The following is a 16,219-nucleotide window of genomic DNA, read 5'->3' on the forward strand; positions in this document are numbered from 1 at the left end:
CGGGTATGGAGCCGGGATACCATCGCTCACGCCATGCAGATGAATCCCACACCTCCCCCGTACGGCAGCCTGGTCGCGGTCGGCGACTCCTTCACCGAGGGCATGTCGGACCTGCTGCCCGACGGCTCCTACCGAGGCTGGGCCGACCTGCTCGCCACGCGGATGGCCGCCCGCACACCGGGCTTTCGGTACGCCAACCTTGCCGTGCGCGGGAAGCTCATCGGGCAGATCGTCGACGAGCAGGTGGACGTGGCTGCCGCCATGAACCCCGACGTGATCACGCTGGTCGGCGGGCTCAACGACACCCTGCGGCCCAAGTGCGACATGGGCCGGGTCAAGGGCCTGCTGACCGAGGCCGTGGAGCGGCTGGCCCCGTCCTGCCGGCAGCTGGTGCTGATGCGCAGCCCCGGCCGCCAGGGACCGGTGCTGGAGCGGTTCCGGCCGCGTATGGAGGAGCTGTTCGCCTGCGTCGAAGAACTGGCCGGCAAGCACGGCGCGGTCGTCGCCGACCTGTACGGGGCGCCCTCGCTCGGCGACCCCCGGCTGTGGGACGTGGACCGGCTGCATCTGACGGCGGAGGGGCACCGCCGGGTCGCCGAGGCGGTGTGGCAGACGCTCGGGTACGAGCCGGAGGACACCGAGTGGCGGGTCCCGATGCCGGCCACGCTCCCGCCGGGCTGGGTGACGCGCCGGGCGGCGGACGTCCGGTTCGCCCGGCAGCATCTGCTGCCCTGGATCGGCCGCCGCCTGACCGGCCGCTCCTCGGGTGACGGCCGCCCACCGAAGCGTCCGGAGCTGCTGCCGTACGAGGGCCAGGCGTGACAGGCCTCTCGTAGCCCCGCCGAAGCTTGCCCACGCCGAGCACGAACACCTGCTTCACTCCGAGCGGGCCTTCGCACATCTCGTGACCGCTGCCGGGGCCTCTCACAGGCGCCGGCAGCGGTCGCGCCCCGAGGTCAGCGGATTGCGCGGATCCTCGCAGGCGGCAGGCTACAAGGCGTAGCAATCCGCGTAATTGGGCGTGCCACCAGGCACGACACGGCACGTGGCGTACGACTCGACGGTGCGGCCGTTGTGCCGGCCGATCCCGTGCACGGTGACTGTTCCTCGCCACCAGTAGTCGGGGACACGGGTCCAGGCGTTGGGCGTCGGGATCCAGCCCGTTTCCGCCTCATTCCCGTACTGGTTCGTGCCATACACCTGGATGCTGTCCGCGTAGTTCGTGTGAACGGTGACCTGAAGCTCCCCCGCCGCGGACGCGGTGTTCGGCACGGCCAGGGCAGCCACGCCGAATCCGATGAGGGAGGCGCCAACCACGAGCCCCCGCTTGAAACCGCCCCGTTTCATCCGGAATCTCCTTCTCGTCGGTGATTCTGATCGCTGTTGTGGCCGCTCGTGCTGCCTGTCTCACCTCGCGGCAGCGGAAGCGGATCGCGCCGTACCGAGATCCCGCGGTCAAAGGGACCCCGAACGCGCGACCAGGTGAGCCTGCCTGTGGAAGGTGCGGGGCGTCTTGGAAAAAACCGCACGGCGTCCGATGTCTGCGGAACGGCGGCTGGGGACCGTGCGCGGCGCCCTCTCACACACGTCCCGCGAACGGGCGCGGCAGACCCGCGCGACAGCCTGCTGACCTGTGGATTCGTACAGCGCATGGACGGTACGGACCCTGTATGGACGGACGGTAAACTCTGGACACGTGACTCCTGCGCCCGCCAAGCCCCGCATCCCGAACGTCCTCGCCGGACGCTACGCCTCCGCCGAGCTCGCCACGCTCTGGTCCCCCGAGCAGAAGGTGAAGCTGGAGCGGCAGCTCTGGCTCGCCGTGCTGCGCGCCCAGAAGGACCTCGGCATCGAGGTGCCGGACGAGGCGATCGCCGACTACGAGCGTGTCCTCGACACCGTCGACCTGGCCTCGATCGCCGAGCGCGAGAAGGTCACCCGGCACGATGTGAAGGCCCGGATCGAGGAGTTCAACGACCTCGCCGGGCACGAGCACGTGCACAAGGGCATGACCTCCCGCGACCTCACGGAGAACGTCGAACAGCTGCAGATCCGGCTCTCGCTGGAGCTGGTGCGCAACCGTACGGTCGCCGTGCTGGCGCGCCTCGGCAAGCTGGCGGGCGAGTACGCCGAGCTGGTCATGGCCGGCCGCTCGCACAATGTGGCCGCACAGGCCACCACGCTCGGCAAGCGGTTCGCGACCGCCGCCGACGAGCTGCTCGTCGCCCATGGCCGCGTCGAGGAGCTGCTGGGCCGCTACCCGCTGCGCGGCATCAAGGGCCCGGTCGGCACCGCGCAGGACATGCTGGACCTGCTCGGCGGTGACGCGGCCAAGCTCGCCGAGCTGGAGAACCGGATCGCCGGGCACCTGGGCTTCTCGCAGGCGTTCACCTCGGTCGGCCAGGTCTACCCGCGCTCGCTGGACTACGAGGTCGTCACCGCGCTGGTGCAGCTCGCCGCCGCCCCCTCCTCACTGGCCAGGACGATCCGGCTGATGGCCGGGCACGAGCTGGTCACCGAGGGCTTCAAGCCGGGCCAGGTCGGCTCCTCGGCGATGCCGCACAAGATGAACACCCGCTCCTGCGAGCGCGTCAACGGCCTGATGGTGATCCTGCGTGGCTACGCCTCGATGACCGGCGAGCTGGCCGGCGACCAGTGGAACGAGGGCGACGTGTCCTGCTCGGTGGTACGCCGGGTCGCGCTGCCGGACGCGTTCTTCGCGCTCGACGGTCTGCTGGAGACCTTCCTCACGGTTCTCGACGAGTTCGGCGCCTTCCCGGCGGTGATCGCCCGCGAACTGGACCGCTACCTTCCCTTCCTCGCCACCACCAAGGTGCTGATGGGCGCCGTGCGGGCCGGGGTGGGCCGTGAGGTCGCGCACGAGGCGATCAAGGAGAACGCCGTCTCCACCGCGCTCGCGATGCGCGAGCAGGGCGCCGAACGCAACGACCTGCTCGACAAGCTCGCCGCCGACGAGCGGCTGCCGCTCGACCGCGAGCAGCTCGCCGCGCTGATGGCCGACAAGCTGTCCTTCACGGGCGCCGCCGCCGACCAGGTGGGTCTCGTCGTCGGCCGGATCGAGGAGATCGCCAAGCAGCACCCGGAGGCCGCCGGTTACACCCCCGGGGCGATCCTCTGACCCGCACGCCCGGCTCTCCCCGCTCTCCCCGCCTCACCAAGGCGGACCTTGAGGCCGCCCGCGACCGTCTCGTGGCGGACGTCGTCGCGGACGGCCTCCAGGTGCTGTTCTGCGGCATCAATCCGGGGCTGATGACGGCCGCGACCGGCCATCACTTCGCCCGCCCCGGCAACCGGTTCTGGCCGGTGCTGCATCTGTCCGGCTTCACCCCGAGGCTGCTGAAGCCGACCGAGCAGCGGGAGCTGCTGTCGTACGGACTGGGCATCACGAACGTCGTGGCGCGGGCGACCGCGCGGGCCGACGAACTGACCGCCGAGGAGTACGTCGAGGGCGGCCGGCTGCTCACCGAGAAGGTGACCCGGCTGCGGCCGGGATGGCTGGCCGTGGTCGGGGTGACCGCGTACCGGGCGGCCTTCGGCGAGCGGCACGCGCGAGTGGGGCCGCAGGAGCGGACCATCGGGGACACCCGGGTGTGGGTGCTGCCCAATCCCAGCGGGCTGAACGCGCACTGGACGGCGGCGACCATGGCGGAGGAGTTCGCCCGGCTGCGGGTCGCCGCGCCGGCCTAGGTCGGCCGGATACGGGCCGCCGCGCCGGTCCGGACGGGTCACGGCGGGTCCACGGTGGTGACCACCGCCAGCAGCTGGAACGGCGCGTGACCGGTCCACTGGGACACCCCGAGCGCTAGCCAGCGGCCGGTCCCGGGCGGCTGCCAGAGCATGACGTCCGGGACGTGCCCGCCGAGGCCTGCCCACGGCTGCGGTATGTCCTCGCCGAGCGTCGTCCGCTCCAGAACGCTGTACAGGCTGATGTACTGCGCGGGACCCCACCGTTGCGCCATCCGCTCGGCCAGGGCGTCCCGGTCGGCCTCGTACTGCGCCGCCGTCTCCTCCCGCCCGGGCCCGTCGTCCTCCGAGAAGTCGCCGCTCGTCTCTAAGGCGGCCATGTGGAACGCGGGCCCGCTCTCGCCGTGTTCCGTTCTGCCGTGCGCGGCGGGGAACTCCCCTGCGCACAGCGAATCGATGACGGTCAGGCACGTCGCGATGTCCATGTGATCCAGTAAAGCGGGCGGCACTGACAATTGGCGGGCCGTCAGGCGTCCCCGCGGTCGATGCGCCAGACGCCCACGAGCAGGGCGGCCGCCGCCCACAGCGCGGTCACCGCGAGCCCGCTCCACGGGCCGAGGGCGCCGTCCCAGGTGCTGTGCAGGGCCACCTGGCCGGCCCGGTCGGGGAGGAAGTCGGCGACGCTGCCGGACAGGTCGCCGACGACGAAGGACACGATCAGCACGAACGGGATCAGTACGGACAGGGTCGCGACGCCACTGCGCAGCACGGCGGCGAGTCCGGCCGCGAACAGTGCCATCAGGGTCAGCTGGAGGCCGCAGCCGACGGCGCCGCGCAGGCCCTCGGTCCACGTCGGCCCGGACGCGCCGAGAACCGCCTTGCCGACCAGTAGGGTCACCAGCCCGGTGAGGAGGCCGACGGCCAGCACGGGCAGGGCGATCGCGGTGGCCTTGGCGGCGAACCACCGCCGTCGGTCCGGCACCGCCGACAGCGTCAGCCGCAGCGCGCCGCCCCGGAACTCCGCCGCCACGGCCGTCGTACCGAACGCGATCGCGGCGATCTGGCCGAGGCCGACGCCGAAGAACACCGAGTACAGCGGGTCCGAGTGGTCGCCTGCGCCGGCCTCGGCGGCCGAGAAGGCGGTGGTGGCGAGGAGGATCCCGGCCAGGCCGCAGAGGAGCGAGCGCAGAGTGCGGATCTTGATCCACTCGGCGTGCAGTACGGGTACGAAGGGCATGGTCAGGCCTCCTGGGGCAGTGTGGTGAACTCGGCCTCGGCCGCGGTCAGATCGAGATACGCCTCTTCCAAGGTGGCGTCCTGTGCGGTGAGTTCCAGGACGGGGACGCCCGCCTCAGCCATGAGCCGGCCGAGGTCGTCCACGCGCGCGTGCCGCACGGTCCGAGCCCCGTCGGGGTCCGCGGTGGCGTCGAGGCCGTGCCGGGCGAGCAGGTCGTCCAGCGCGCCGGGCTCGGTGGTGCGGATCCTGACGTGCGGCCGTACGCGCGCGTGGATGAACTCCCGGACCGGTGTGTCGGCCAGCAGGCGCCCCCGGCCCAGGATCACGAGGTGGTCGGCGAAGGCGGCGGTCTCGCCCATCAGGTGGCTGGAGACCAGGACCGTACGGCCTTCGGCGGCGAGCCGCCGCAGCAGGGTCCGGATCCACACGATGCCTTCGGGGTCGAGGCCGTTGGCGGGTTCGTCGAGCAGGATCACCTCGGGGTCCCCGAGCAGGGCGGCGGCGATGCCGAGCCGCTGGCGCATGCCGAGGGAGTACGTCCGCACCCGGCGCCGTGCCACCGCGGCCAGTCCGGTCTCCTCCAGGACTGCGTCGACCCGGCGGTCCGGGATCCGGTTGCTCGCGGCGAGGGCGCGCAGATGGTCGCGGGCGGTACGGGAGCCGTGCGCGGCCCGCGCGTCGAGCAACGCGCCCACCCGGCGCAGGGGCTCGCTGAGGGTGGCGTAGGCCTGGCCGCCGATCGTGGCGGTGCCGGAGGTGGGCCGGTCGAGGCCGAGGACGAGGCGCATGGTGGTGGACTTTCCGGCGCCGTTGGGGCCGAGGAAGCCGGTGACGCGGCCGGGGCGCACGCTGAAGGTGAGCTGGTCCACGGCCCGCCGTCCGCCGAACTCCTTGCTGAGGTCGCGTACGTCGATGCTGGTCATGGCACCAGCCTTGCTGTTCAGGGGAGTTCGGGGCCTCCCCCGTCCGTGGAGAGCGTCTCCCCCGTGCGGGGGAGGACCGTTGTCGGTGCAGCCTGCGACGATGTCCCCATGGTCCGCTTCCTGCGCCCGCTGCTGCGCGGGACGACGTACACGCGCCTGCTGCACCAGTGGGTGCCCATGCTGATCCAGAGCATGTGGATGTTCATCGACATGTCGAAGCCCTGGGTCCCGGCCGTGGTGCTCGTCCCGCTGGGCCTCGTGCCCGCCGTGCGCAGGGGCGAGGGGGTGCAGGCGCGGCTGTTGCTGACGCCCGGTGAGCAGGAGCCGGGCATCTCCGAGGCGCCGTCGGCGACATGGCGGGACCGGACGCGCACGGTGGTGTGGCTGGAGCTGCGCTGGGTCTTGGGCTGGATCAGCATGTTCGTCACGGTGTGGCTGCTCGTCGTCGCGTTCGAGCTGGCGCGGGCCGCCTGGGGGCGGGCGCCGTCCGGGCTTCCCGTGCTGGGCCAACTGCCGGCGCACCGAGCCTGGGCACTGCTGACGCCGCTCCCGCTGCTCGTCCTGTACGGCGTGGTCGTGGGCCTCGGCATGCTGATCACGGTCTGCGCGCGCCGCCTGCTGGGCCCCTCCGCGGCCGAGCGGCTGGCCGCGCTGGAGGAGCGCACCGAGCAGTTGCTGGAACGCACCCGTATCGCAAGGGAGTTGCACGACTCGATCGGACACGCCCTGACGGTGGCGGTGGTGCAGGCCGGTGCGGCGCGGGCGGCGGGCGACCCGGAGTTCACCGACCGTGCGCTGGACGCCATCGAGGAGACCGGCCGGGCTGCCCTGGAGGACCTGGAGCGCGTGCTGGGCGTGCTGCGCGAGGCCGGTCGGCCGGTGAGCGCCCGGCCCACGCTGGCCGAGGCCGGCCGGCTCCTGGAGTCGGCGCGGGCCTCCGGGGCGAAGGTCGACGCCGAGGTGACGGGTCCGGTCGCGGCCGTGCCCGGGCCAGTGTCCCGCGAGGGGTACCGGATCCTGCAGGAGGCGCTCACCAATGTGCTGCGGCACGCCGGTGCCGTGCCCGTGCTGGTCCGGGTCGCCGTCGAGGACGGCGCGCTCGCCCTGGAAGTGCGCAATCCCCTGCCGGGCGCGATACCCGGCCCCGGGCGGGGCAGCGGCCTGCGCGGGATACGCGAGCGCGCCGCCCTGCTCGGGGGCAAGGCCCGCACCGGCCCGGACGGGGGTGACTGGCAGGTGCACGCGGAGCTGCCGCTGCGTTGATCTAGGCTGGCCGGATGCCGGTCACCGTACTCCTCGTCGACGACGAACCCTTGGTCCGCGCGGGTCTGCGGGCCGTGCTGGAGGCGCAGCCCGACATCGAGGTGGTGGGCGAGGCTGCCGACGGGGCCGCGGTCGTCCCCCTTGTGCGGCAACTGCGGCCGGACGTGATCGCCATGGACGTGCGCATGCCGTTGCTGGACGGCATCGAGGCCACGCGCGTGGTGCTGCGCACCGTGCCCGAGCCGCCGAAGATCCTCGTGGTGACGACCTTCGAGGACGACGAGTTCGTGTACGAGTCGCTGCGTGCGGGTGCCGACGGGTTTCTGCTGAAGCGGGCCCGCCCGGCCGAGATCGTGCATGCGGTGCGGCTGGTCGCGGAGGGCGAGTCGCTGCTGTTCCCGGCTTCCGTACGGCGCCTGGCCGCCCGGTACGGCGACGGCGACCGGCCGGCGCGCGCCGTTCTGGAGCGGGCCCGGCTGACGGAGCGGGAGGCGGAGGTGCTGCGGCTCATGGCACGGGGGCTGTCGAACGCGGAGATCGCCGCCCGGTTGATCGTGGGCACGGAGACGGTCAAGTCGCATGTGAGCGCCGTACTGGCCAAGCTCGGCGCGCGCGACCGCACCCAGGCGGTGATCACCGCGTACGAGTCGGGGTTCGTCGAGCCGCGCTGAGCCGGCTGCTGTCGCGCCCTGCCGGTCGGGCATCCGTGCACAGCCCGGCACTCGCCGGGGTGCGCCGGGCCGAGTACGATCCGGCCAACACGCCCGCGAGCTGGAAGGACGGACGGTGGCGCAGCTGACCGGCGGCGATCCCTCGCTGCTGCGAAGGATCAATTCCGCGGTGGTGCTGCACGCGCTGCGTGCCACGGAGTGCGCGACGCTCACCGAGATCACCCGGGTCACCGGGCTGTCCCGGCCGACCGTCGAGGGTGTCGTCGAGGGGCTCATCGAGGGCGGGCTCGTCGTGGAGACGGCGGCCGACGAGGGCAGTGCACGCCGTCAGGGGCGGCCCGCGCGCCGGTTCCGGTTCCGGGCCGAGGCGGGGCATCTGCTGGGCCTGGAGATCGGTCCGCACCGGGTCGCCGCGCTGCTGTCCGATCTGGACGGGCGGGTACTGGGCAGCCAGGCCAAGGAGGTCGCCGAGACGGCGGCGGCGGACGAGCGGCTGGAGCGGCTGCGCGGCGTGGTCGCCGAGCTGCTGCGGCGCGCCGGGGTCGCGCGTGGCTCGCTGCGGGCCGTGGGCGTGGGCACGCCCGGGATCGTGGAGACCGACGGCACGGTGCGGCTGAGCACGGCGCTGCCGCAGTGGACGGGCCTGAAGCTGGGCGAGCGGCTCAGCCGTTCCTTCAAGTGCCCGGTGCTGGTGGAGAACGACGCCAACGCGGCGGCCGTCGCCGAACACTGGAAGGGCGCCGCGGCCGGCACGGACGACGTGGTGTTCGTGCTGGCCGGGCTGAGCCCGGGGGCGGGTTCGCTGATCGGCGGGCGGCTGCACCGCGGTTACGGCGGCGCCGCCGGGGAGATCGGCGCGCTGCATCTGCTGGGCCGGGAAGCCACTCCGGAGACACTGCTGTCCACGACGGACGAGCCGCTGCACCCGCTGGACGAGCAGGCGGTGGCCGAGGTGTTCGCGCTGGCCCGGGAGGGCGACGAGCGGGCGCGGGCGGCCGTCGAGCGGTTCAACCAGCGGCTGGTGCACGATGTGGCCGCGCTGGTGCTGGCGCTCGATCCGGAGCTGGTGGTGATCGGCGGCTGGGCGGCCGGTCTCGACGGCGTCCTGGAACCGCTGCGCCGCGAACTGGCCCGCTACTGCCTGCGGCCGCCCCGGGTGACGCTGTCCGTGCTGGGTGAGGCGGCCGTCTCCACGGGGGCGCTGCGCTTGGCCTTGGACCATGTGGAGGAGCAGTTGTTCGCCCTGGATGGTGCGGTGACGCGGCGCTGAGCCGGCGCCGGGCAGGGCATGGGGTGCGGGGTGATCGTGCGACCGCGGCAGCGTCGTGGCTGGTCGCGCCCGCGCGGCGGAGCCGCGTATCTGATGCAGCCCCGCGCCCCTTGGGGGGATCAGGAAGCCCGGCGCTCCGGGTCGTGGTGTATCTCCACGTCGGGTGAGTCGCCGAAGGTCAGTCGGCAGGTGTCGGCGCGGTAGGTCGCGACCGACAGGGCGGCGGTGCGGCCCTCGGCGAAGAAGCGGGTGGTGACGACCAGGACGGGCGAGCCGGGCAGCCGGTCGAGTTCCCTGGCGTCGTCGGCGCGGGCGGAGCCCAGCTCGACGGCGCGGTCCTGGCCCTCGAGCGTCAGGTGCTGGAGTTCGCGCAGCACCGCACGCGCGCGTGCCGGGCCGGACGGGGCGTCGATCGCGGTGAGGTCGGGCACGGCGGCGGCCGGGATGTAGAGCAGTTCGGTGGCGACCTGCTGGCCGTGGGACATGCGGGAGCGGCGCACGGTGTGGACGGGCTCGTCCGCGCCGGTCTCCAGGGCCGTGGCGACGGCCGCGGGCGGCGCGGCCTGGTCGCAGTCGACGGGCTGCCAGTCGTCGGAGGCGGCGCCCGGCCAGGTGTGCTGTTCGGTGCCGACGGCCACGCCCACGCGCGGGGGCGCGACGGTCGTACCGACGCCGCGGCGGCGCTGCAGCCGGCCCTCCAGCTCCAGCTGTTCGAGGGCCTGGCGGAGCGTGGCGCGGGCCACGCCGAAGCGGGCGGCGAGATCGCGCTCGTTGGGCAGGATCTCGCCGACCGAGAACTCCGAGTCCAGTGCCTCGGTGAGCACGGTCTTGAGATGCCAGTACTTCGGTTCTGGTACCGATTCCAGCTGCGTGGTCCCCACCCTGTCCTCCGCAAGAGCCGTGATCCGGCGGTTTTTAGCGCCCTTGTTTATTAAAGGTTGTTGCACTTCTCTGCGACCATAGGGCGGCCTTCACCCTTGGTCAAGACCAATCCTCGATCCCTTGCGCAACCCGGACGTGACCTGCCGCGGAGCGTTCACGAGGCGTTCGTGTGCGGCGGTGTGTGTGACATCGCGGCAAAGCCCCCGTCGCAGGACAGGGGCTCGCGGGGCGCGGGTGACTCAGGAGTCGGCGAGGTGCCGCATCTTGTCCGGGTTGCGGACGACGTACACGGTCGTGACGCGGCCGTCGGCGATGTCCAGCTGGAACAGGCTGTCGGGTTTGCCGTCGGAAAGGATCAGCACGGCCGGGCCCCCGTTGGCCTCCAGCAGGCGGAGGGACGGGGCCGGCGGGAGCTTCCCTGCGACGCCGACCAGGAAGCGGGCGACCTTGTCGGCGGTGTGCACGATCCGCAGCGCCGCCCGGGCCTTGCCGTCACTGTCGCTGACCAGGCGGACGTCGGGAGCGAGCAGGGACATGAGGCCGTCCAGGTCGCCTTCTGCCGCGGCGGCGAGGAAGCGGTCGGTCAGCTCGCGTCGCCGGGCCGGGTCGACCTCGTAGCGCGGCCGGCGTTCGTCGACGTGCCGCCGCGCCCGCCCGGCCAGTTGCCGTACGGCCGCCTCGCCGCGGTCGAGCAGGGCGGCGATCTCGGCGTACGGGTAGCCGAACGCCTCCCTGAGCACGAAGACGGCCCGCTCCAGCGGCGACAGCGACTCCAGGACGACCAGGACGGCGAGGGAGACGCTGTCGGCGAGCAGGACGCGGTCCGCCGTGTCCGGGGCGGTGTCGCCGAACTCGGTGAGGTAGGGCTCCGGCAGCCACGGACCGACGTACGCCTCGCCGCGTGCCTGCACCTGGCGCAGCCGGTCGATGGCCAGGCGGGTGGTGATGCGCACCAGGTAGGCGCGGGGTTCGCGGACCTTCGCGCGGTCGGCGCCGGACCAGCGCAGCCAGGCGTCCTGGACCACGTCCTCGGCGTCGGCCACCCGGCCGAGCATGCGGTAGGCGACGCCCATGAGCAGCGGACGGTGGTCTTCGAAGACGTCGGTCGCGGTGTCGGCGGTCACCGGCCCATCCCATCCGACACGCACCGGGTGTGTCCAGCCGGAATCGGCCCGTCCGGCGCCGGTGCGGATCACAATGACCGCGGGCCGCCGGGGGTCGGCGGCCGGTGACCTGGAGGTGGCCGATGCGGTATGCGGTGCTGGGCACGGGCGAGGTGGGCCGCACGCTGGGCGGCAGGCTGGTGGAGCTGGGGCACGAGGTGACCCTCGGGTCTCGTACCAGGGACAACCCGGTGGCGGTGGAGTGGGCCACGGCCGCGGCGGAGCGGGCCCGCGCGGGCACGTTCGCGGAGGCGGCAGCCGCGGCCGAGGTGGTCATCAACGCGGTGAGCGGCCGGGTGGCTCTCGACGCGCTGCGGGCGGCCGGCGCGGAGCACCTCGACGGCAAGGTCCTGGTGGACGTGTGCAATCCGCTGGCCTTCGAGGACGGGGAGGCGCGGCTGGATCCGCTTGAGTCGGACAGCGTGGGCGAGCAGATCCAGCGGGCCTTCCCGCACGCGCGCGTGGTGAAGACGCTGAACACGGTCAACTGTCAGGTGATGGTCGATCCGGGGCGGGTGCCGGGCGCGCACCATCTGTTCGTGTGCGGGGAGGACGCGGGGGCCAAGAAGCAGGTGACGGCCATGCTCGGGGAGTTCGGGTGGCCGGCGGAGCGGGTGCTGGACCTGGGCGGCATCCTCGCGGCGCGGACGGTGGAGATGTATCTGCCGCTGTGGCTCACCATGATGCGGCAGTTCGGGACCGCGGACTTCAACATCGAGGTGCGCCGGGCGGGTTGACCGTCGTCACAGAGCGGCGTACGCCCATCGGGGGCTACCCGCAGGTAGCAATTGCTGACAAGCTGTCTACAGCGTCGGTCAGCACCCAGACGAGGAGCACCCCATGTCCGCCACCGTCTCCTTCAAGGTCCCCACTCCACACGGCCCGAAGGACGTGACCGTGTCCTACGCGCGCGTGGGTCGCGGGGAACCGCTGGTCCTGCTGCACGGCATCGGCCATCACCGGCAGGCCTGGGACCCGGTCGTGGACATCCTCGCCACCGAGCGCGACGTCATCGCCGTGGATCTGCCGGGGTTCGGCGCGTCCCCGGGCCTGCCGGACGGCCTCTCCTACGACCTGCCCACCACCGACTCCGTGCTCGGCGCCCTGTTCGAGGCGCTGGAGCTGGACCGCCCGCATGTCGCGGGCAACTCGCTGGGCGGCCTGCTCGCCCTGGAGCTGGGCCGGGAGAAGCTCGTGCGGTCCGTCACGGCCCTCTCCCCGGCCGGGTTCTGGACGGACGCCGAACGCCGGTACGCCTTCGCGGTGCTGCTCGCGATGCGGGGCATCGCCCAGCGGCTCCCGCTGCCGCTGGTGGAGCGCCTGTCGCGCACCGCGGCCGGCCGTACGGCGCTGACGAGCACCATCTACGCACGCCCCGCGCGCCGCGCCCCACAGGCCGTGGTCGCCGAGACGCTCGCGCTGGTGGGCGCCACCGGGTTCGACGCGACGCTGCGGGCGGGCGCCACCGTCCGGTTCACCGACCATCTGCCGGGCCTGCCGGTCACGGTGGCCTGGGGCACCCAGGACCGGCTCCTCGTACGCCGGCAGGGCGTGCGCGCCAAGCAGCTCATCCCGCACGCCCGGCTGGTGAGGCTGCCCGGCTGCGGCCACTGCCCGATGAACGACGACCCGGCCCTGGTCGCACGGGTCATCCTGGACGGCAGCCGCTGAACCGGCCGACGGACGCGGCACCACCCACGGACCGGCCGAACCCGGCTCGCCGGCGGCCGGTCCCGGTCGCCTGAGGCGCCGTACGCGCGCGTGCGTGCAAGTTGCGGGTGGCGGCGGCCCTCCGTCTTCCCAAGGTCCGTTGTTCACTTCGGGTTTCCGCGCGCGCCGCAGCGTCCCCGTAGGTGTTGGCTCGGCACACCGGCCGGATCCTTTCCCTGGAGGCGCAGCCATGTCAGACCGTTCGTTCCCCGCCCGCCGCAGTGTTCTGCGCGGCTCGCTCGCCGCGTCGGCGGCCCTCACCCTGCCCGTCGGCCTCGGCGCGGCCCCGGCGTTCGCCCGCTCCGGGCGTCCCGAGGCCGGCTGGGGCGTGCAGGCGGGCGACGTGACCACCGGCTCCGGCCTGGTGTGGGTGCGTTCGGACCGGCCGGCCCGGATGATCGTGGAGACCTCGGCCACCGAGTCGTTCCGCGACCCGCGCAGATGGCACGGGCCGCTGCTGGGCGCCGGCACGGACTTCACCGGCACCACCAGGCTGCGCGGCCTGCCCTGCGGCGAGCAGATCCACTACCGGGTACTGCTCGCCGACCCGGACGACCCGCGCCGCACCGGCGAGCCGGTGACCGGCACCTTCCGGACCGCGCCGGCCGGGCGGCGCCGGGGTGTGCGGTTCGTGTGGTCGGGCGACCTGGCCGGGCAGGGCTGGGGCATCAACGAGTCCATCGGCGGCTACCGCATCTTCGACGCCATGGCGAAGGTCGACCCGGACTTCTTCCTGTGCAGCGGCGACAACATCTACGCCGACGGCCCGATCGCCGCGACCGCGCCCCTGCCCGACGGCAGCGTCTACCGGAGCCTCACCACCGAGGAGAAGTCGCACGTCGCGGTCACCCTGGACGACTACCGGGGCAACTTCCGCTACAACCTGCTGGACTCGGCGCTGCGCCGGTTCAACGCCCAGGTGCCGAACATCATCCAGTGGGACGACCACGAGGTCCGCAACAACTGGTATCCGGGCGAGGTCATCGGCACCGGCACCCCCTACCCGGCCGGCACCAGGCTCGACGACCTGGCGCTGCGCTCGCGGCAGGCGTTCTCGGAGTACTTCCCGATCTCCACGATCAGCGGGCGCCCGGACGGCCGGATCTACCGGGTCGTGCACCACGGTCCGCTGCTGGACGTGTTCGTGCTCGACATGCGCACCTACCGCAACGCCAACTCGCCCGACAACCAGACCACCGACCCGGTGGGCATCCTCGGCCGCGAGCAGCTGGAGTGGCTCAAGCGGGAGCTGGCGAAGTCCCGCGCGGTGTGGAAGGTGATCGCCAACGACATGCCGCTCGGACTGGTCGTGCCCGACCCGGTGGAGGGCAAGCCGGACTTCGAGGCGGTGGCGCAGGGCGACCCGGGTGCTCCGCTCGGCCGCGAGCTGCAGATCGCCGAGCTGCTGCGCTTCGTCAAGCACCGGCGGATCACCGGCACGGTGTGGCTGACGGCCGATGTGCACCACACCTCCGCCCAGCACTACGACCCCTCGCGTGCCGCGTTCAAGGACTTCGAGCCGTTCTGGGAGTTCGTCTCCGGCCCGCTCAACGCCGGCGCCTTCCCGGCCAACGCGCTGGACGGCACGTTCGGCCCGGACCGGGTGTTCGTCAAGGCGCCGACGGCTTCCAATGTGTCGCCGGCCGTGGGCTACCAGTTCTTCGGCGAGGTGGACATCGACGGCGACAGCGGCGAACTGACGGTCCGGCTGCGCGAGTACGACGGCACGGTGCTGTTCACACAGACCCTCCAGCCCGGCCGGGTCGGCCAGTAGGCCCGCACCCTCCACCGACCGTCAAATATGGAACAAAAAGGACGGAGCATGCTTTACCCATCGGTCACAATCAGTTCGTGATCACGCAACACCGTTCCTTCACAGTGGTTGCATGAGTGCAGACATCTCTGATGTGACCCGAGCGAAGCACGGCCGGCCCGTGCACCATTGGCGGCGCGACCTCGTGGAGCTGGCCGCCCTGTTCACCGCCGTCGCGGTGGCCGACGGAGTGGCGAACCTGATCGGGCACGGTCCCGACGGCCCCGCTCTGCTGGTGATCTCGGCGCTGGTGCTGGCCGCGACGGCAGGCTTCCACACCTGGTGGGCACGGCACCACGGACACGCACCGCCGGCCGACGATACCGGCGCCCGGCCGGCCGCCGAGACGCGGACGGCCGGGCCCCGCGAGCGGCCGGACGGGCCGGCGGGCGACGTGACCGGCGCCGGCGCCCTGTGGCGGATGCGGACCACGGTCAAGGACGAGCCGGGTTCGCTGGCGGCCCTGTGCGCGGCGCTGGCCGAGCGGCGCGTCGACATCCTGAGCCTCCAGACGCACCCGCTGGCCGACGGCACGGTGGACGAGTTCCTGCTGCGGGCGCCGGGCGCGCTGGTCTCGGCCGAGATCACCCGGGCGGTCGCGCGGGCCGGCGGCGAGTCCACCTGGATCGAGCGCGCCGACGCCCACGACCTGGTCGACGCCCCCACCCGGGTGCTCGGGCTGGCCGCGCGCACCGCGCTCGATGCCGCCGAACTGCCGCTGGCCCTACGCCAGTTGCTGGGCCGGTGCACGATCCGCTCGCTGCCCGGGACACCGGTCGGCGGGGACCGCGGGCCCGAGCCGGTGCCGGTCGAGGGCGTGCTGGAGGACACCGTGATGCGGCTGCGGGCGCCGGAGGGCGGAGTGCTCACCCTGGAGCGGCCGTATCTGCCGTTCACGCCGACCGAGTTCGCGCGGGCCCGGGCCCTGGTGGAGCTGGACAACCGGCTCGGTCCGCGCATCCCGCGCGGCAAGGACGTGCTGACGCTGCCCGAGGGCAACGACATCACGGTGCGCCGGGTCGACATCAAAGACCTGCCCGCCGCGAAGGCGATGCACGAGCGGTGCTCGCCGCGCACCCTGGGCATGCGTTACCACGGCCCGGTCGGCGACGCGGACCGCTATCTGCTCCATCTGCTCAGCCCCCGTTTCGGCCGGACGCTGGCCGCGCAGACGGCCTCCGGCCGCATCGTCGGCCTCGGGCATCTGCTGTGGGACGGCGACGAGACCGAGGTCGCGCTGCTGATCGAGGACGACTGGCAGCAGCGCGGCATCGGCGGCGAGCTGCTCGGCCGTCTGGTGGCGATGGCCGTGGAGGCCCGCTGCGAGAGCGTGTACGCCGTGACGCAGGCGTCCAACACCGGCATGGTCGCGGCGATGCGCGGCCTCGGGCTGCCGCTGGACTACCAGATCGAGGAGGGCACCCTGGTCATCACTGCCCGCCTGGACGCCGCGCCGGTCGCCGCCCGGCCGTCGCACGACACCGCCCAGCGGCACCTCGGCGGCCCGGCCCGCCGGGACTGATCCGCGGCCCGGGCCGGGGCGGGAGCCGGGCCCGGGCGCTCTTTCGAGACAGCCGTACCG

At 72.9% G+C, this 16,219-nt stretch carries 16 protein-coding genes; 10 read left to right on the top strand and 6 right to left on the bottom strand.

Features of this window, described 5'->3' with window-relative positions; all coding sequences use genetic code 11:
- The first annotated feature begins 33 nt into the window (after positions 1 to 33).
- Positions 34 to 822 (top strand): SGNH/GDSL hydrolase family protein, encoded by a 789-nt coding sequence (locus AB0L75_RS11365; protein WP_365178705.1) that lies wholly within the window; start codon positions 34 to 36, stop codon positions 820 to 822.
- A gap of 168 nt (positions 823 to 990) precedes the next feature.
- On the opposite strand, the gene AB0L75_RS11370 is transcribed toward AB0L75_RS11365, so the two are convergent.
- On the bottom strand, positions 991 to 1,347 hold the full coding sequence (locus AB0L75_RS11370; protein ID WP_365178707.1) for a hypothetical protein: 357 nt from the start codon (positions 1,345 to 1,347) through the stop codon (positions 991 to 993).
- A gap of 349 nt (positions 1,348 to 1,696) precedes the next feature.
- Between AB0L75_RS11370 and purB the strand changes: the two genes are divergently transcribed.
- Positions 1,697 to 3,139 carry an adenylosuccinate lyase gene (gene purB, locus AB0L75_RS11375; protein WP_365178710.1) on the top strand — a complete coding sequence of 481 codons (1,443 nt, stop codon included), beginning with the start codon at positions 1,697 to 1,699 and terminating at the stop codon, positions 3,137 to 3,139.
- Positions 3,140 to 3,210: 71 nt separating this feature from the next.
- The gene (mug, locus tag AB0L75_RS11380) at positions 3,211 to 3,708 is read left to right on the top strand and encodes a G/U mismatch-specific DNA glycosylase (protein ID WP_365178713.1); all 498 of its coding nucleotides are present in this window, start codon (positions 3,211 to 3,213) and stop codon (positions 3,706 to 3,708) included.
- A gap of 38 nt (positions 3,709 to 3,746) precedes the next feature.
- Here the strand turns inward: mug and AB0L75_RS11385 are convergent, their stop codons facing one another.
- From AB0L75_RS11385 to AB0L75_RS11395, 3 genes are read right to left on the bottom strand one after another with little or no spacing between them, the layout of a single operon-like run.
- Positions 3,747 to 4,190, bottom strand: a complete 444-nt coding sequence (locus tag AB0L75_RS11385; RefSeq protein WP_365178716.1) for a hypothetical protein — start codon at positions 4,188 to 4,190, stop codon at positions 3,747 to 3,749.
- A 41-nt stretch (positions 4,191 to 4,231) separates the two neighbouring features.
- The gene (locus AB0L75_RS11390) at positions 4,232 to 4,942 is read right to left on the bottom strand and encodes an ABC transporter permease (RefSeq protein ID WP_365178718.1); all 711 of its coding nucleotides are present in this window, start codon (positions 4,940 to 4,942) and stop codon (positions 4,232 to 4,234) included.
- A 2-nt stretch (positions 4,943 to 4,944) separates the two neighbouring features.
- Positions 4,945 to 5,865: an ABC transporter ATP-binding protein gene (locus AB0L75_RS11395; protein ID WP_365178721.1), complete on the bottom strand. Its 921-nt coding sequence runs from the start codon at positions 5,863 to 5,865 to the stop codon at positions 4,945 to 4,947.
- A gap of 108 nt (positions 5,866 to 5,973) precedes the next feature.
- On the opposite strand from AB0L75_RS11395, the gene AB0L75_RS11400 reads away from it, so the two are divergent.
- The 3 genes from AB0L75_RS11400 (at position 5,974) to AB0L75_RS11410 (ending at position 9,069) form a co-directional block, all read left to right on the top strand.
- On the top strand, positions 5,974 to 7,128 hold the full coding sequence (locus AB0L75_RS11400; protein WP_365178724.1) for a histidine kinase: 1,155 nt from the start codon (positions 5,974 to 5,976) through the stop codon (positions 7,126 to 7,128).
- A gap of 14 nt (positions 7,129 to 7,142) precedes the next feature.
- Positions 7,143 to 7,799 carry a response regulator transcription factor gene (locus tag AB0L75_RS11405; RefSeq protein WP_365178727.1) on the top strand — a complete coding sequence of 219 codons (657 nt, stop codon included), beginning with the start codon at positions 7,143 to 7,145 and terminating at the stop codon, positions 7,797 to 7,799.
- Between the two features lie 115 nt (positions 7,800 to 7,914).
- The gene (locus AB0L75_RS11410) at positions 7,915 to 9,069 is read left to right on the top strand and encodes an ROK family transcriptional regulator (protein WP_365178730.1); all 1,155 of its coding nucleotides are present in this window, start codon (positions 7,915 to 7,917) and stop codon (positions 9,067 to 9,069) included.
- Between the two features lie 119 nt (positions 9,070 to 9,188).
- Here AB0L75_RS11410 and AB0L75_RS11415 read toward each other — a convergent pair whose 3' ends face one another.
- Complete coding sequence (locus AB0L75_RS11415) at positions 9,189 to 9,950, bottom strand: GntR family transcriptional regulator (RefSeq protein ID WP_365178733.1); 762 nt, start codon at positions 9,948 to 9,950, stop codon at positions 9,189 to 9,191.
- Positions 9,951 to 10,190: 240 nt separating this feature from the next.
- A complete protein-coding gene (locus AB0L75_RS11420) occupies positions 10,191 to 11,075 on the bottom strand; it encodes an RNA polymerase sigma-70 factor (RefSeq protein ID WP_365178736.1) in 885 nt (294 codons plus the stop codon).
- Between the two features lie 122 nt (positions 11,076 to 11,197).
- On the opposite strand from AB0L75_RS11420, the gene AB0L75_RS11425 reads away from it, so the two are divergent.
- The 4 genes from AB0L75_RS11425 to AB0L75_RS11440 all read left to right on the top strand — a co-directional run bounded on the left by AB0L75_RS11425 (position 11,198) and on the right by AB0L75_RS11440 (position 16,159).
- Entirely contained in the window at positions 11,198 to 11,851 is a 654-nt protein-coding gene (locus AB0L75_RS11425) for an NAD(P)-binding domain-containing protein (RefSeq protein WP_365178738.1), read from the top strand.
- A gap of 103 nt (positions 11,852 to 11,954) precedes the next feature.
- Complete coding sequence (locus AB0L75_RS11430; protein WP_365178740.1) at positions 11,955 to 12,785, top strand: alpha/beta hydrolase; 831 nt, start codon at positions 11,955 to 11,957, stop codon at positions 12,783 to 12,785.
- Positions 12,786 to 13,014: 229 nt separating this feature from the next.
- Complete coding sequence (locus AB0L75_RS11435) at positions 13,015 to 14,598, top strand: alkaline phosphatase D family protein (protein WP_365178743.1); 1,584 nt, start codon at positions 13,015 to 13,017, stop codon at positions 14,596 to 14,598.
- 112 nt (positions 14,599 to 14,710) lie between these two features.
- On the top strand, positions 14,711 to 16,159 hold the full coding sequence (locus AB0L75_RS11440) for a GNAT family N-acetyltransferase (RefSeq protein ID WP_365178746.1): 1,449 nt from the start codon (positions 14,711 to 14,713) through the stop codon (positions 16,157 to 16,159).
- The last annotated feature ends 60 nt before the right edge of the window (positions 16,160 to 16,219 follow it).

The organism is Streptomyces sp. NPDC052101 (assembly GCF_040680235.1).
In the GTDB taxonomy this organism is placed as follows: Bacteria; Actinomycetota; Actinomycetes; order Streptomycetales; family Streptomycetaceae; genus Streptomyces.

Bases quoted from the DNA above. Each gene is read 5' to 3' on its own strand.
- AB0L75_RS11430 (WP_365178740.1), top strand. From the start codon at position 11,955: ATGTCCGCCACCGTCTCCTTCAAGGTCCCCACTCCACACGGCCCGAAG.
- AB0L75_RS11370 (WP_365178707.1), bottom strand. From the start codon at position 1,347: ATGAAACGGGGCGGTTTCAAGCGGGGGCTCGTGGTTGGCGCCTCCCTC.
- AB0L75_RS11395 (WP_365178721.1), bottom strand. From the start codon at position 5,865: ATGACCAGCATCGACGTACGCGACCTCAGCAAGGAGTTCGGCGGACGG.
- AB0L75_RS11400 (WP_365178724.1), top strand. From the start codon at position 5,974: ATGGTCCGCTTCCTGCGCCCGCTGCTGCGCGGGACGACGTACACGCGC.
- AB0L75_RS11405 (WP_365178727.1), top strand. From the start codon at position 7,143: ATGCCGGTCACCGTACTCCTCGTCGACGACGAACCCTTGGTCCGCGCG.
- AB0L75_RS11385 (WP_365178716.1), bottom strand. From the start codon at position 4,190: ATGGACATCGCGACGTGCCTGACCGTCATCGATTCGCTGTGCGCAGGG.
- AB0L75_RS11390 (WP_365178718.1), bottom strand. From the start codon at position 4,942: ATGCCCTTCGTACCCGTACTGCACGCCGAGTGGATCAAGATCCGCACT.
- AB0L75_RS11365 (WP_365178705.1), top strand. From the start codon at position 34: ATGCAGATGAATCCCACACCTCCCCCGTACGGCAGCCTGGTCGCGGTC.
- AB0L75_RS11425 (WP_365178738.1), top strand. From the start codon at position 11,198: ATGCGGTATGCGGTGCTGGGCACGGGCGAGGTGGGCCGCACGCTGGGC.
- AB0L75_RS11435 (WP_365178743.1), top strand. From the start codon at position 13,015: ATGTCAGACCGTTCGTTCCCCGCCCGCCGCAGTGTTCTGCGCGGCTCG.
- AB0L75_RS11440 (WP_365178746.1), top strand. From the start codon at position 14,711: ATGAGTGCAGACATCTCTGATGTGACCCGAGCGAAGCACGGCCGGCCC.